The 14,733-nt window shown below is 53.6% G+C and carries 14 protein-coding genes, 5 tRNA genes and 1 other annotated feature; all 19 genes read right to left on the reverse strand.

The window, feature by feature from the left end:
• Positions 1 to 5 precede the first annotated feature (5 nt).
• The 19 genes from QM016_RS03030 to cysS all read right to left on the reverse strand — a co-directional run bounded on the left by QM016_RS03030 (position 6) and on the right by cysS (position 14,664).
• The gene (locus QM016_RS03030) at positions 6 to 3,557 is read right to left on the reverse strand and encodes a DNA-directed RNA polymerase subunit beta (RefSeq protein ID WP_349237899.1); all 3,552 of its coding nucleotides are present in this window, start codon (positions 3,555 to 3,557) and stop codon (positions 6 to 8) included.
• Positions 3,558 to 3,964: 407 nt separating this feature from the next.
• Complete coding sequence (rplL, locus tag QM016_RS03035; protein WP_016477853.1) at positions 3,965 to 4,348, reverse strand: 50S ribosomal protein L7/L12; 384 nt, start codon at positions 4,346 to 4,348, stop codon at positions 3,965 to 3,967.
• A 98-nt stretch (positions 4,349 to 4,446) separates the two neighbouring features.
• Complete coding sequence (rplJ, locus tag QM016_RS03040) at positions 4,447 to 4,968, reverse strand: 50S ribosomal protein L10 (protein ID WP_016477854.1); 522 nt, start codon at positions 4,966 to 4,968, stop codon at positions 4,447 to 4,449.
• Between the two features lie 52 nt (positions 4,969 to 5,020).
• Positions 5,021 to 5,154 (reverse strand) — a sequence feature (ribosomal protein L10 leader region).
• Positions 5,107 to 5,355, reverse strand: a complete 249-nt coding sequence (locus tag QM016_RS03045; protein ID WP_282710123.1) for a hypothetical protein — start codon at positions 5,353 to 5,355, stop codon at positions 5,107 to 5,109. It overlaps the preceding feature by 48 nt.
• A gap of 18 nt (positions 5,356 to 5,373) precedes the next feature.
• Positions 5,374 to 6,081: a 50S ribosomal protein L1 gene (gene rplA / locus QM016_RS03050; protein WP_016477855.1), complete on the reverse strand. Its 708-nt coding sequence runs from the start codon at positions 6,079 to 6,081 to the stop codon at positions 5,374 to 5,376.
• A 124-nt stretch (positions 6,082 to 6,205) separates the two neighbouring features.
• Positions 6,206 to 6,634, reverse strand: coding sequence for a 50S ribosomal protein L11 (gene rplK, locus QM016_RS03055; RefSeq protein WP_282710124.1), 429 nt, complete (start codon positions 6,632 to 6,634; stop codon positions 6,206 to 6,208).
• 103 nt (positions 6,635 to 6,737) lie between these two features.
• Entirely contained in the window at positions 6,738 to 7,292 is a 555-nt protein-coding gene (nusG, locus tag QM016_RS03060) for a transcription termination/antitermination protein NusG (RefSeq protein ID WP_282710125.1), read from the reverse strand.
• A gap of 2 nt (positions 7,293 to 7,294) precedes the next feature.
• Complete coding sequence (gene secE / locus QM016_RS03065) at positions 7,295 to 7,663, reverse strand: preprotein translocase subunit SecE (protein ID WP_016477858.1); 369 nt, start codon at positions 7,661 to 7,663, stop codon at positions 7,295 to 7,297.
• A 71-nt stretch (positions 7,664 to 7,734) separates the two neighbouring features.
• A tRNA-Trp gene (locus QM016_RS03070) sits at positions 7,735 to 7,810 on the reverse strand.
• A 15-nt stretch (positions 7,811 to 7,825) separates the two neighbouring features.
• Positions 7,826 to 7,975: a 50S ribosomal protein L33 gene (gene rpmG, locus QM016_RS03075; RefSeq protein WP_012809261.1), complete on the reverse strand. Its 150-nt coding sequence runs from the start codon at positions 7,973 to 7,975 to the stop codon at positions 7,826 to 7,828.
• Positions 7,976 to 8,188: 213 nt separating this feature from the next.
• On the reverse strand, positions 8,189 to 9,394 hold the full coding sequence (tuf, locus tag QM016_RS03080) for an elongation factor Tu (protein WP_016477859.1): 1,206 nt from the start codon (positions 9,392 to 9,394) through the stop codon (positions 8,189 to 8,191).
• A gap of 105 nt (positions 9,395 to 9,499) precedes the next feature.
• Positions 9,500 to 9,576 (reverse strand) — tRNA-Met (locus QM016_RS03085).
• 19 nt (positions 9,577 to 9,595) lie between these two features.
• Positions 9,596 to 9,671, reverse strand: a tRNA-Thr gene (locus QM016_RS03090).
• 1 nt (position 9,672) lies between these two features.
• Positions 9,673 to 9,756, reverse strand: a tRNA-Tyr gene (locus tag QM016_RS03095).
• A 183-nt stretch (positions 9,757 to 9,939) separates the two neighbouring features.
• Entirely contained in the window at positions 9,940 to 10,722 is a 783-nt protein-coding gene (locus tag QM016_RS03100) for a class I SAM-dependent methyltransferase (protein ID WP_282710126.1), read from the reverse strand.
• A 218-nt stretch (positions 10,723 to 10,940) separates the two neighbouring features.
• Positions 10,941 to 11,016, reverse strand: a tRNA-Thr gene (locus QM016_RS03105).
• 573 nt (positions 11,017 to 11,589) lie between these two features.
• Positions 11,590 to 12,177, reverse strand: coding sequence for an NYN domain-containing protein (locus tag QM016_RS03110; RefSeq protein WP_282710127.1), 588 nt, complete (start codon positions 12,175 to 12,177; stop codon positions 11,590 to 11,592).
• Positions 12,177 to 13,118: a 23S rRNA (guanosine(2251)-2'-O)-methyltransferase RlmB gene (rlmB, locus tag QM016_RS03115; protein WP_282710128.1), complete on the reverse strand. Its 942-nt coding sequence runs from the start codon at positions 13,116 to 13,118 to the stop codon at positions 12,177 to 12,179. The genes QM016_RS03110 and rlmB overlap by 1 nt, the downstream gene beginning before the upstream one ends.
• A 4-nt stretch (positions 13,119 to 13,122) precedes the next feature.
• Positions 13,123 to 14,664 carry a cysteine--tRNA ligase gene (gene cysS / locus QM016_RS03120; protein ID WP_282710129.1) on the reverse strand — a complete coding sequence of 514 codons (1,542 nt, stop codon included), beginning with the start codon at positions 14,662 to 14,664 and terminating at the stop codon, positions 13,123 to 13,125.
• Positions 14,665 to 14,733 lie beyond the last annotated feature (69 nt).

Below are 14,733 nucleotides of genomic sequence, written 5' to 3' on the forward strand. Positions count from 1 at the left end.
AGTCGCTACTCCTTATCGGTGGTCGCGTCGCCAACGAGCGCTGCCGCGTCGTCAACAGTTTGGGACAGGTCGGAGTCAAGCTCGCTGGCTCCAAGACCGGCAAGAACATCGAGAGCATCCTCAGCAGACTCCTCTGCCGGTTTATGAGCGCGCTCGGTACGCTTGCGGTATGAGATGGGCTCGATGTCAAGCGCAAGCGAGCGAATCTCCTTCACAAGAACCTTGAAGGACTCGGGAATGCCCGCCACAGGAATGTTCTCGCCCTTGACGATGGACTCGTAGGTCTTTACGCGACCGTTCGTATCATCAGATTTGACGGTCAAGATCTCTTGGAGCACATTGGCGGCGCCGTACGCGTACAGAGCCCAGACTTCCATCTCGCCGAAGCGCTGGCCGCCGAACTGAGCTTTGCCGCCCAGAGGCTGCTGAGTAACGAGAGAATATGGTCCGGTCGAGCGGGCGTGGATCTTATCGTCAACCATGTGGCCGAGCTTCAGGATATAGGAGCAGCCAACGGTAACGGGGCTCTTGAACGCCTCACCCGTACGGCCGTCATAGAGCGTCGTCTTACCGCGCTCATTGAGCTGCGGAACAAACTCTTCACGCATGTACTCGCCGTAGTCCTGCATCGCCTTATTGATCATGTTGATATTGGTGCGGCGCATAATCTCCGCCACGGCCGTATCCGTTGCACCGTCAAAGAGCGGCGTTGACACGGGAATAGGTCCGGGTACATAGCGCTTGGAATCGGCGTCAGTGTCATCCCAACCGTGTGCCGCTCCCCAACCAAGGTGGCATTCAAGCAGCTGGCCGACGTTCATACGTGAAGGAACGCCCAGCGGGTCGAGAATAACGTCGATTGGAGTGCCGTCCGCCATATAAGGCATGTCCTCAACAGGAAGAACCTTGCAGATAACGCCCTTGTTGCCGTGGCGTCCGGCGATTTTATCGCCCTGCTGAATCTTGCGGCGCTGAGCAATGTAGACGCGGACAAGGGTATTGATTCCCGGCTGGAGCTCGTTGCCCTTCTCGTCAGAATTCTTTTCCTTGCGGTCAAAACGCACCACGTCAACGACACGACCGTACGAACCGTGTGGCACGCGCAGCGAAGTGTCGCGGACGTCATTGGACTTGTTGCCGAAGATAGCGCGCAGAAGCTTGGCCTCCGCGGTCTCGGAAGTCTCTCCCTTTGGCGTTACCTTACCCACGAGAATATCTCCAGGGCCTACCTCCGCGCCGATACGGACGATGCCATCTTCATCAAGGTTGGCGAGCATGTCCTCACCAACGTTGGGGATCTCACGGGTGATTTCCTCAGCGCCGATCTTGGTGTCGCGCGCGTCAATCTCGTGACGGGAGATGTTAACGGAAGTCAGCAAATCCTCCTGCATCACGCGCTCGGAAACGATGATACCGTCCTCGTAGTTATAGCCTTCCCACGGCATATACGCCACTGTAAGGTTAGCGCCGAGCGCCAGCTCGGAGTGGTCCACGGAAGGACCATCGGCAAGCGGCTGGCCGCGCTTTACCCTATCGCCCAAATGGACAATAGGACGGTGATTGATGCAGGTAGACTGATTGGATCGCTCATACTTGGGAAGGTCGTAGGTCTCCGAGCCGTACTCATCGGAGTACACGGTCACGTGCGCCGCGTCCACCTCAGTGACCTCACCATCGTGCTTTGCGCAAATGAGCTCACCGGAGTCAAGCGCCGCGCGAGCCTCCATGCCCGTGCCCACAAACGGAGCGTGGGAGCGAATCAAAGGCACAGCCTGACGCTGCATATTCGCACCCATGAGCGTACGCTTAGCGTCGTCATGCTCAAGGAACGGAATCAGGTTTGCCGCGACAGAAAGAAGCTGGCGAGGAGAGACGTCCATATAGTCAACGTCTTCAACAGGCACCTGCGCAGGCGCGCCGAACGAACCGTCGAAGTCGCGCGTACGAGCGATAACGCGCTCAGCGTTGACCACCTTACCCTCATGGTTAATCTCGACAAAACGTCCCGTCTTAGGATCAATGGGCGTATTCGCGGGAGCGATGATGTGATTTTCTTCCTCATCCGCGGTCATCCACGCAACTTCATCGGTAGCCTTGCCGTTGACGACCTTGCGATACGGAGCCTCAATGAAGCCGTATTCGTTCACATGGGCGTAAAGAGCCAGCGAACCGATAAGACCAATATTCGGACCCTCGGGCGTCTCGATTGGACACATACGGGAGTAGTGCGAGTTGTGGACGTCGCGGACGGCCGTTGGCACGTTGGTGCGGCGGCTGGAACCGGACTTGTGACCCGCAAGACCGCCAGGGCCAAGCGCGGACAGACGACGCTTGTGGGTAAGGCCGGCAAGCGGGTTAGACTGATCCATAAACTGGGACAGCTGAGAAGAGCCGAAAAATTCCTTGATAGCGGCCACGATGGGGCGAATGTTAATCAGCGTATCGGGAGCGATATCATCGGGATCTTGGGAAGCCATGCGCTCGCGAACCACGCGCTCCATACGGCTCATGCCGATACGGAACTGATTTTGCACCAGCTCGCCGACCGTACGGACGCGACGGTTGCCAAAGTGGTCGATGTCATCGAGATGCTTTGACTCATCGCCGGCGTGAACGGCAAGCAGGAACTGAAGCGCCGAAACGATGTCTTCATTGGTCAGCACGCGCTGATCGGAAGGGGTATCAAGGTGCAGCTTCTTGTTGATTTTATAGCGACCAACCCGAGCCAGGTCATAGCGCTGACGGTGGAAATACAGGTTGTTGATGAGCGTACGGGCAGAATCCACGGTTGGCGGCTCACCCGGACGCTGGCGGCGAAACACCTCAAGAAGCGCGTCCTCTTTCGTAGTCGCGGTATCGCGCTCAATAGTGTTGCGCACAACATCGGAATCACCGAGAAGCGAGAGAATCTCGTCATCACTTACGGCAATGCCAAGCGCACGGAGAAACACCGTCGCGCTCATGCGGCGCTTGCGGTCAATGGAAACGACAAGGTGTCCGCGCTTATCGACCTCAAACTCAAGCCACGCGCCACGCGCGGGGATGAACTGAACGTGATGAACGAGTACGCCATTGTCCATTTCAGCCGAGAAGTACACGCCCGGAGAGCGGACAAGCTGCGAGACTACAACGCGCTCGGTGCCGTTGATGATAAACGTACCCCGCTCGGTCATAAGAGGGAAATCGCCCATGTAAATGAGCTGTTCTTTCTTCTCACCCGTTTCCTTGTTAAGGAAGGTGATGTCAACCATGAGCGGAGCCTGATAGGTCATATCCTTGGCTCGGCATTCAGCAATGGAACTGATAGGATCGCCAAATTGGTGATCGCCAAAGATGACCTCCATGGTTCCATTGTTGCTCTCGATTGGTGAAAACTCTGCGAAGGACTCTTGCAGTCCTTCACCCATGAAACGCTCAAACGACTCACGCTGTACCTCAATGAGGTTAGGGAGTGTCATGGCTTCTGGGATTTTGCTAAAGGTCCTCCGACCAGTTAGTGCCTGGGGTGTAGTAAGTGCTACATTCTTTGCGTTAGACACCAGGTTGTCCTCCTTCATAAGGGTGGAAGGTGGCAATTATCGCAACGTAATAATTTAGTCAAGTCTTGTTTTAGAGTCAATGAAAAATACTTGATTTCCTGAGGTTAATTCGCTATCTTGTTTATTTTCATTATTCAACTGCAGTTTTACGTTTTCGCATATAATTTATGTGTAGAAATTGTGGAGAAATGGTTTGTCTTCCTCTCCCCTTTTGTATCTGTCTGTATCTCTATCAACAGTAAGCTCCCGCCGCCTTACGAAAGCGCATAACACCGGCTTCCCGCAAAGCGCCCCGTATGCTGTAAGCACACCTGTCCGGCGCAATAGCACGTCCATCAAAAAAGAGGCCGGACAAACGCCCGGCCTCTGATGTCAAAAACAGGAGCGAGAAGTACTTCTCGCTCCTGCGTATGTGAAACCCTCGTTTACTTAAGGGTAACGGAAGCGCCAGCCTCTTCGAGCTTAGCCTTAGCAGCCTCAGCATCTTCCTTCTTCGCGCCCTCGAGGACGGCCTTAGGAGCGCTCTCGACAACCTCTTTTGCCTCCTTGAGGCCAAGGGAAGTCAGCTCACGGACAACCTTGATGACGGCAATCTTGTTGTCGCCGAAGCCCTCGAGAACAACGTCAAAGTTGGTCTTCTCCTCAGCAGCGCCAGCGTCAGCGCCACCAGCTGCAGGAGCAGCGGCAACCGCTACAGGAGCAGCGGCGGAAACGCCGAAGACATCCTCAAGCTCGTGAACGAGCTCAGAAAGCTCGAGGGCGGGCATCTCTTTCAGGGCCTCAATGATCTCATCTTTAGTGACAGCCATGTCATATCTCCTTTTTGAATGGCGTGGTCTTCACGCCTGGGCGCAAGCGCCCGCTTGTACATCAATCGACACCTACGTGCCGTGTTCTTATGCTGCTGTTACGCAGCGTTTTTCTGGTCTGCGATTGCAGACAGAGCTGTTGCAAGAGCCCTTGCGGGACCTGCGGTAACCTGTGCAATACCGGAAAGCGGGCTTGCGGCGACAAACACAAACTTCGCGATAAGCTCCTCGCGAGAAGGAAGATCCGCGTACGCTTGCGCGTCACTTGCAGACAGAGCCTGGCCATCGGCGATGCCGCCAATAAACTCAAGCTTCTTGAGCGTCTTGGCCTTCTCCTTGATAACCTTCGCTGCATCAACAGGATCATCCTCGAAGAAAACGTATGCGCATGTACCGGCGAGCATATCGTCGATCTCGGGCATGCCGGCGTTTTTGAGGGCAATCTTGACGATATTGTTCTTGTACACCTTCATCTCGGAGTGCGCCTCGCGAAGCGCGCGACGAAGCTCCTGGGTCTCCTTGACGGAAAGACCGCGGTAGTCGATGACAAAAACACCCTTGGAGCCCTCCAGAGACGCGGAGACCTTCTCGAGCATATCAACTTTAGACTGTGCTGGCATTCAGTACACCTCCTTCATTCACGCATCAGGCACGAACGCCACGCGGTTAGCCCTCTACATGAAAAGACCTCGCTCTGCAACCAAAGCGAGGTCTGAGGATACTATCTTCAAGACCACCTCGGCAGGCGGGAGAACCCTTTAAGCCTTATCGGCACCGGCTGTCTTTGGCAGCGGACGTGCAAATGCAAGACAGGCGTCTTGCGGATGATATTCTCCCACGCAATCCCCTGTCGCGTCAACCCAAAACGGCATTTTCTCATGATTTCTTTCGTACGCGATGCCGTATAAAAAATGAGGCCCGAAATATCGGACCTCATCTGCACGTACTTCTTTATTGCCTTTGTCGCTCGTATCGAGAAGAACACACGCGAAGCGTACAAGCCGCACACGCGCCCGTCTGAGGCGCTAGTCCTCCATGAAATTGCGAACCTTGGTGGGGTCAACCTTGATGCCAGGGCCCATCGTGGAAGAAATGACAACGGACTTGACGTATTTACCCTTTGCAGAAGAAGGCTTCACACGCAGAATCTCAGTCAAAAGCGCGCCGTAATTCTCGACAAGCTGCTGAACCTCAAAGGAAGCCTTGCCCATAGGAACATGGCAGATACCATAGCGGTCGGCGCGATACTCAACGCGGCCGGCCTTGAGTTCGGAAACCATCTTGGCGACATCCATAGTCACCGTGCCAAGCTTGGGGTTAGGCATAAGACCACGAGGTCCAAGGATGCGGCCAAGCTTGCCGACCTTACCCATCATCTGGGGAGTCGCAATCGCCGCGTCAAAGTCAAGATTGCCCTTTTCGACCTCGGCTACAAGCTCGTCGCCGCCAACAAGATCAGCGCCGGCAGCCTCAGCCTCACGCGCCTTCTCGCCCTCAGCGAACACGGCTACACGAACAGTCTTGCCGGTGCCGTGAGGAAGGGAAATGGAACCACGGACGTTCTGGTCCGCTTTGCGGGTATCGACGCCAAGACGAATCGCGACTTCAACCGTCTCATCGAACTTCGCGCTTGCAAGCTCTTTGGCAAGAGTCATTGCTTCTTTAGGGGTGTAGAGCTTTGCGCTCTCGACCTTTGCTGCGGCGGCAGCATAATTCTTTCCGTGCTTTGGCATAGTAGCACCTCCTGTGGTCAACGAGCTCACGCTCTCCCACATCTTGACCGCGCTGTATGCGCAGTCGCTTTCAGAGAAGCATCAGGCCGGCTACGCAGACGCGCGGCCGGCGAGAAGAACAACGTTACTCGGCGATGGTAACGCCCATGGAACGGGCGGTGCCAGCGACGACTTTCTTTGCCGCCTCAATGTCGTTGGCATTGAGATCGGGCATCTTGATCTCAGCAATCTTAGTAAGCTGCTCACCGGTAAGCTGGCCTACTTTATCACGCTGAGGAACGCCTGAGCCGCTCTTGAGCTTGAGCTCTTTCTTGATGAGCTGAGCCGCGGGCGGAGTCTTGGTAATAAAGTCAAACGAGCGGTCCTCATAGACTGAAATCTCAACTGGGATAATATCTCCGGCCTTGTCCTGCGTAGCGGCGTTAAACGCCTGGCAGAACTGCATGATATTGACCTGAGCGGCACCCAGAGCCGGTCCTACCGGAGGCGCAGGGTTTGCCTGACCTGCAGGAATCTGAAGCTTTATGAAGTTAACAACCTTCTTAGCGGGCATGTTACTCCTCCTGAATATCCTGAATACGTACGTTTGCGATCTATCATCGCGCTCTTCCTGAGAAGCAATCCTCAAAGAGGCAGGTCAAGCGGATTTACCACAGTTAATCCTTTACGGAAATCTGATCAAGCGTAAGCTCAACCGGAGTTTCTCGTCCAAAGATGGTAAGCATGACTTTAATCTTGCCGGATTCGGCGTTGACCTCAGACACGATACCGTCAAAATCTGCCAGCGGTCCTGAAAGCACATGAATTGACTGACCAACTTCAACATCGGTAGTCACGCGCTTTACGACAGCTGCGTCAGTCTTGCCGCCGGAACGGCGCATCATCTTATTGAACTCTTCACGACGAAGCGGCGAAGGCTTCCCGTTGACGCCCAAAAAACCGGTAACGCCAGGGGTATTGCGAACGACCGACCACGTGTTGTCATCAAGCTCCATGCGCACGAGAACATATCCGGGATAGAACTTGACCTCTTTTGTGGAAGTCACGTCCTTCTCGCCACGCTTTTTAACTTCAGTGACCATTTCGCCGGGAGCCTGAACGTCCACAACCGCGTCCTGAAGGCCGTACGCCTCTACGCGATGCTCAAGATCATTCATAACCTTGTTCTCGTACCCGGAATAGGTGTGAAGAACATACCAATGCTTTGCCATACCTATCCCCTCAGCCCCGTGAACGCAACAAGACCGGCCACAATGCCGGTATCTACCAGGAAGGTAACAAGACCGAAGAAGATGATCATGCCGATAACAGCAACCGACCAGTTAGCGAGCTCAGTTCTGGTTGGCCACACAACACGGTGCATCTCAGTGCGGACGCCGGCAAAATAGTTTTTGATCCGTCCGAAAAAGCCAGGATTGTTCTTACGCTCAAGCGCCTTTTCCTGCTTTGCGGATGCTTTTGCAACTTTGGCGGGCTTAGCCTCCGCGACAGAAGCGTGTTCGGCCTGCGTTGCTTCACGCTCTGCGCGCTGCGCGGCACGGGCTTTGCGGGCGCTTCTTTTGTTACGCTCTCGGTTTGCCATCCCTTAATTCCTTTCGGAGTCTCAAACATGCAAACCGGCCCACCCTTACGGGTAAGGCCGGTGGTCTTATCTGGCAGGCCAGGAAGGACTCGAACCCTCAACAAACGGTTTTGGAGACCGCCGCTCTACCATTGGAGCTACTGGCCTAGATGACTCACTGGCCTAGCGAGTCTCACGGTGTACCGTGTGCTTGTGGCACCACGGGCAGTACTTCTTCAACTCCATACGATCGGGGTTGTTGGACTTGTTTTTGTCCGTAGTGTAATTACGACGCTTGCACTCAGTGCAGGCGAGAGTAACGAGTGTACGCATTATGCCTCCTGAACACGGTCACGTGTTAATCCGAAATGTGACGCGATTGATAAGTCTATTACCTAGCAGCGTCCTCTGTCAATAAAAACTATTTCTTCAATAACAAAACATGTATAACTGTCTGATCAAACACTGTCTGACATAAAAACCCGGCACCTTGAGGGTGCCGGGTCACTAGTACCAATGGTTGTGTAAACCCGTTGATAGCTCAGGTTACTCAATAATGGTGGAAACACGGCCGTCGCCGACAGTGTGGCCGCCCTCGCGGATAGCGAACTTGAGGCCTGCCTCCATAGCAATCGGGTGAATGAGCTCGCAGCCAACGGTGATGTGGTCGCCAGGCATAGCCATCTCAACCTTGCCGCCATTAGCGTCGGTGAGCTCATAGATATCACCGGTGACGTCAGTAGTACGGAAGTAGAACTGAGGACGATAGCCGGAGAAGAACGGCGTGTGGCGGCCGCCCTCGTCCTTGGTCAGAACGTAAACCTCACCCGTGAACTTCTTGTGTGGGGTAACGCTGCCGGGCTTGCAGAGAACCTGACCGCGCTCGATGTCCTCGCGCTTAACACCACGGAGAAGGATACCGACGTTGTCGCCTGCCTCACAGAAGTCCATGGTCTTACGGAACATCTCGATGCCCGTAGCAACAGACTGCTGCGTGGGTTTGATGCCGACAATCTCAACGGGCTCGTTGAGCTTAAGCTCACCACGCTCAACACGGCCGGTAGCAACGGTACCACGACCAGAAATGGTCATAACATCCTCAATTGCCATCAGGAAGGGCTTCTCGTTGTCGCGAGCAGGCGTTGGGATGTAGGAATCAACGGTGTGCATGAGCTCGCGGACGGACTCCATCCACTTCTCCTCGCCGTTGAGGGCGCCGAGAGCGGAACCACGGACGATAGGAAGATCGTCTCCGGGGAAGTCATACTCGGACAGAAGGTCACGGGTCTCCATCTCAACAAGGTCAATGAGCTCTTCGTCATCAACCATATCGCACTTGTTCAGGAAGACGATGATGTAAGGAACGCCAACCTGACGTGCAAGAAGAATGTGCTCGCGGGTCTGAGCCATAGGACCATCGGTAGCAGCAATAACGAGGATTGCGCCGTCCATCTGAGCTGCACCAGAAATCATGTTCTTGATGTAGTCTGCGTGACCTGGGCAGTCAACGTGAGCGTAGTGACGCTCCCATGTCTCGTACTCAACGTGAGCAACGGAAATAGTAATACCGCGCTGACGCTCTTCGGGAGCCTTATCGATGTTCTCGAAGGCAGTGAAGTCTGCCTTGCAGCCTTCGGTCTCAGAGAGAACCTTAGTGATAGCTGCGGTAAGGGTGGTCTTACCGTGGTCGACGTGACCAATGGTACCGATGTTTACATGTGGCTTAGAGCGGTCAAACTTTTCCTTGGCCATTGCCATTCCTCCTTCTGGAACTAACCCTCGGGCTAGACCGTGGTAAAACTTCCTTTTATACTCCAACGGCGTATATACATTGCTGTATGTACCCCGTAAAGAATCTGGTACCGGTGACTGGATTCGAACCAGTGACATCGCGGGTATGAGCCGCGTGCTCTAACCAGCTGAGCTACACCGGCATCGGTGCGCGCTTGAGAGTGGAGCCCGCGACCGGATTTGAACCGGTGACCTCTTCGTTACCAACGAAGTGCTCTACCTACTGAGCTACACGGGCGTGGTGGGGATACTTGGACTCGAACCAAGGAACCCAGAGGGAGCGGATTTACAGTCCGCCGCAGTTGCCGCTGTGCCATATCCCCATGTGCTCTTTTCAAGCTCCTACTAGGCAAGATATACAGAAAATATCTCCGTTCTCCACCTCGTAAGCGGGAAAATAATACGTTGCTTCTTTGCTCTTGTCAACGTAAACCACGCGCCCGGGCGTATCTTATCAAAAAATCTCCATTTCTTAACGAGAAGTGCTTTGGTATATTGTGCGCTTCTTATTTCTTCCCCACTAGGAGTTTTGAATCCGTGAGCATGAGCCAACGACTTTCGCGCATACTCATGAACTTTCCTGAGGCCGTATCTAAAAGCTCCACACTCTCGTAACCCTCATCTTTCAGGCTCTGTATAAATGTCTGCATATCGCCATAGCGCCGAGGACTCATAAGATCATGTATGGCAAAGGTACCGCCTTTTTTAAGTACGCGGAGCGTTTCGCGCAGAAGCTGCTGTCGATCAACACGAGCTATATTGTGGTAAACGTAATTGCTGACAACCGCATCGAAAGTCTCGTCAGCAAAATCAAGTTTTACGGCATCGCCTGCTTGAAACGAAGCATTGCCGATCTTCTCGGCACGAGCATTGTTCTCGCACAGACGCTTACTGAACGAAGCGTACTCCTTTCCCCAGCGGTCAATCCCGATCATTGACGCTTGAGGATTTGCTTTTGCACAAGCTATGGTCAAAGCTCCGCTTCCGCAGCCAACATCAAGTCCCAAACCACCCTGAGGAAGCTGCACGTATGCGGCCACGCCTTCAACGATGTCTTTTGAAAGATGTCGCCTGCCACGATACGAAAACGCACGATATGCAAAGGCTGCCCATAAGAAGAACAAGCTGAACGCAACAAATGCCGCTCCAAAAAGAATCAGTGCGCCGAGACGAATGCCCTGTATAGTCCCACTCATTTTGCATATCACCACGCCGACAAGCGCCACGAGAGCTCCGCCTCCCAAAGCTGCCAACATACCCCGTGGAATCCAATTCTTATAGTCAGACATCCTATTTCCTTTCATATTTCATATGAATAGTTCATAGAGCCTCATACGATATCGACCTGTACAGGGCGCTGGTTTACGCTAGCTAGTAATGGCTAGCGCTGGTTCGTGATGGCTCACGCTAGCTAGTGCTAGGCATATATTGTAAACGATGGCTAACTTATTGGAAGCACACAGAAGTAATAAAAACCTGCCGGGAAACCCAGGAGGTCAAAATGCAATGGTGCCGCCACCAGGCTTCGAACCCGGGACCTACTGATTACAAGTCAGTTGCTCTACCAGCTGAGCTATAGCGGCTTTTGATGCGTGAGTAATGATACCGAGTTTTATCGGAGGAGTCTAGGGGCATTTTATTGAAAGTTACTTCTCTTGGAAAACTCACAAATAATAGTGCTCAAGCTGTTCCATTGAACGCCTGTGAGGACACGGCCACGGTGTACAGGGCAGAATGCTCTTCTCGCCACTGACCGAGGTACTGCCGTTAGCTGTGGCCCGGCAAGCCGAGGGTTGTTGCCAACCGCGATTGCCGACAATTGAAATCGCCACTAAACGAAGTTACGGCGAGCCAAATCCACCACTAAACGAGAATTTCTGGAATCTGCCGGAAATCGACTGTTTAGTGGTGGTTTTAAGAGACGGATGGTCATGAAAACCACAAGTAAACGATTGCTGCGGGGCATTTCGGACGAGTACTCCAAGCGGATACTCCAAGCGAGCGAGCTAATAAGCAGACGAGCAACAGCGCATGGTAGCCGCACGTGGTACAGCTGCAAGCAGGTGTTTTAGGCAAGAACAACGCTGGGATACCTGAGATTCCTGGGATAGCTGGGATAGCTTGAGTCGCTGGAACAGCCGGGACAGCTACAACCCCTACTGATCCAGCAGATCCCAAAGGCGTTGTCGCTGCTCGGGAGACAGACGATCCTCCAAAGTCATACGCGTACGACCTGTTTCACGCTGTAAATCATCAATAGCCGTATCACTCACCTCAACATCACGAACAAGCGCAGCACTTGAAATGCGTGTCACCTCACCGGGACCAAAACCGACCGTTGAACGAACATCCTTATCGGAAGTGACAAGAGAAACGGATCGACCGGCTTCCCGCGCTTCCGTAACCAGTTTTTCGATAACGGTATCCGCACTCTGATTAGGCTTTGAGAAAATGAGTTTGACGCCGGCTCGCGAACGATCGGGGCGTTCAGGGTTTACGTTACCTGCCCCGTCAAACACAATGACCGCCTTGTATCGATGATGCGCAAACGTCGCCACATCGGAAATGAGTGCCTCACGAGCGCGAATAAAGGGATCGCTGTCCATATGATATGCAGCATCCGCCGAGCTCAACAAGCCGTCGGCTTGATTTGCCTCATCAATCAGACCTTCATAGCGAGCGGTGGCGTGCATCACGTTATAGCCGTCAACGATGAGAAGTTCGCGTTCTTCTCGCACAGACATTATGAAACGCCACCCATGCTCACACGACGCAACCATTCGTAACACATAACGGTCGTAGCCTGTGCCACGTTCAGCGATTCAATCTTTCCACGCTGCGGAAGCTTACAGGTGAAGTCGCATGTTTCAAGCACGAGGCGAGAAATGCCTGTACCCTCGGAACCCATCACGAGCGCAAGGCGGCCGCCCAAGGGTGCGCCCCACACATCGTCCGTGGCATGCTCAGTAGCGCCACATGTCCAAAATCCTGCGGATTTCAGTTCTTCAAGCGCTCGTGATACGTTAGAAACCCGCGCTATCGGCACATGCAAAACAGCACCGGCAGAGGTTTTGTATGCTCCTACGCCTACCTGAGCAGCACGTGCATTGGCAATCACCACCCCTGCAGCACCAACTACCTCAGCAGATCGGACAATAGCGCCAAAGTTACCTTCATCGGTCACATGGTCGAGCACCACTACCAGCGCGTCTTTTGAACCCGCTTTCTCAAGAATATCGGAAAGTTCCGCGTATTCAAAGGGTCGGGTCCGCACAATAACACCCTGATGAGCGCCATGACTTGAAAGGGCGTCCAAAACCTGCCGAGGCACCCGCTCAACAGGAACGCCTTCGGATGAGAACTGTTTGGCAAGCGTTTCAATCTCTTGATCACGCTCGCCAGACGCAACCTGCACCAGCGCATTCTTAAGCGGAATGTTTAAGGCAAGCGCCTCTGCGACTGCACGGCGACCCTCAATCAAATCGGAAACGCTCCGTTGGCGAGAAGGACGGGGGGCGCCGCTCAGAGCGCCTTTACCGCCGCGACTGGCACCACGGCCAGCCCGACTGCCCCGTGCTGAGTTGTCATGGTCATGTTCACGGCCACTGCGTCGATCTTTCGGCCCAAACGCCTCGTTCCAGCTAACACGCTTCTTACCTTTGTTCGATTTCTGTTGACGCGCCATATGCTCAGTCCTTGTCGTGCGCTCGCTTCAAGCGCGCTCCCGAAGCTGTGTCTTCAATCAGAAGTCCCAGACCGGCAATGCCATCACGGATGGCATCTGCAGCCGCCCAGTTCTTCTCAGCACGTGCGCTTTGGCGAGCAGAAAGAAGAGCTTCTGCCGCTTGCATGACGCTTTCCCCCTCATAACCTGCTTGAGACTTTGCCAAATCAATAAGTTCATGAGGAAGTTCGTCGGACGCTTTGTCCGTGTTGACGCTAATTCCCAACACTCCAAAAAGTTCTGTCAACGTATCCGCAGCATGAATCGTCAATTTTGCGTTAATTGCATCGGCCGCATCGGCAAGATAGGTATTTGCAGCAGTAACCAGCGTGAACATCGCGGCAAGGGCTTCTGCCGTATTGAAATCATCCGCCATGGAACGCTCAAAGTTCTCGCGTGCAGTGCCAATGGCTGAGGTAAGCTCATTTTCGCAGTCAGATTGCTTGTGATTTTGTGCCGCATCTCCGGTATTGGCAGAGCCCCCAGCGTCAACAGAACGCTCAGTACTCTCGGCGTTTTTGGCGGCCCAGCGCAAATTAGCCACACAGGTCTTCATACGCTCAAGCGTACCGACAGCACCGTCCAAGCGCTCGAAAGAAAAATCAAGCGGCGCACGGTAGTGCGTCTGAAGCATCAAAAGTCGGACCGCATCTGCTGAGTAGGAATCCAGCACCTCTTTGAGCGTATAGAAGTTGCCCAGGGACTTGGACATCTTCTCGCCCTCCACGCGAAGCATGCCCGCATGCATCCAATAGTTTGCCAAGGGCTCATGCCAGCAGCAGCTTGCCTGAGCCGTTTCGTTTTCATGATGCGGAAACACGAGGTCTGCCCCACCGCCGTGGATATCAATTGGCGTTCCAAGGTAGCGGTGAATTATGGCACAGCACTCAGAATGCCAGCCGGGACGTCCTTCTCCCCATGGACTCGGCCAGCTGGGTTCACCGGGCTTTGCGGCCTTCCAAAGGGCAAAATCAAACGGGTCGCGCTTCTCGGTATTGACCTCAACGCGCTCACCTGCACGCAGCTGATCCAGATCACGACCAGACAACACGCCATAATTGTGATCCGCTCGCACCGAGAAGTACACGTCTCCCGACGGCACTGCGTAAGCAAATCCCTGTTCAATGAGGGATTGGATCATCTCAACCATGGCATTGATCTCATGCGTGGCGCGCGGGCGAATATCGGGGTCAAGAATATTAAAACGATGCATTTGCTCAATGAAAGCGGCAGAGTATTCCTCTGCAACCTCCTGCGCTGTACGAGCCTGCTCAAGAGCACGATTGATAATCTTATCGTCAACGTCCGTCAAATTTTGTGCAAAGGTAACCTCGTATCCTGCATGCATGAGGTACCGGCGTATTACATCAAACGACAAGAACGTGCGTGCATTACCGATATGTATCTGGTCATACACCGTAGGACCACAGACATACATCCGAACTTTGCCCTCATCAATAGGTGTAAAAATCTCTTTGCGATGCGTCTGAGTATTGTAAACGAGCATGTACACTCCCTATTTGAAAAAGACTTCATTCAAAATTTCATTTGTCTTTGTATGAATTAGAAAAGCACG

Source organism: Lancefieldella sp. Marseille-Q7238 (assembly GCF_949152215.1).
In the GTDB taxonomy this organism is placed as follows: domain Bacteria; phylum Actinomycetota; class Coriobacteriia; order Coriobacteriales; family Atopobiaceae; genus Lancefieldella.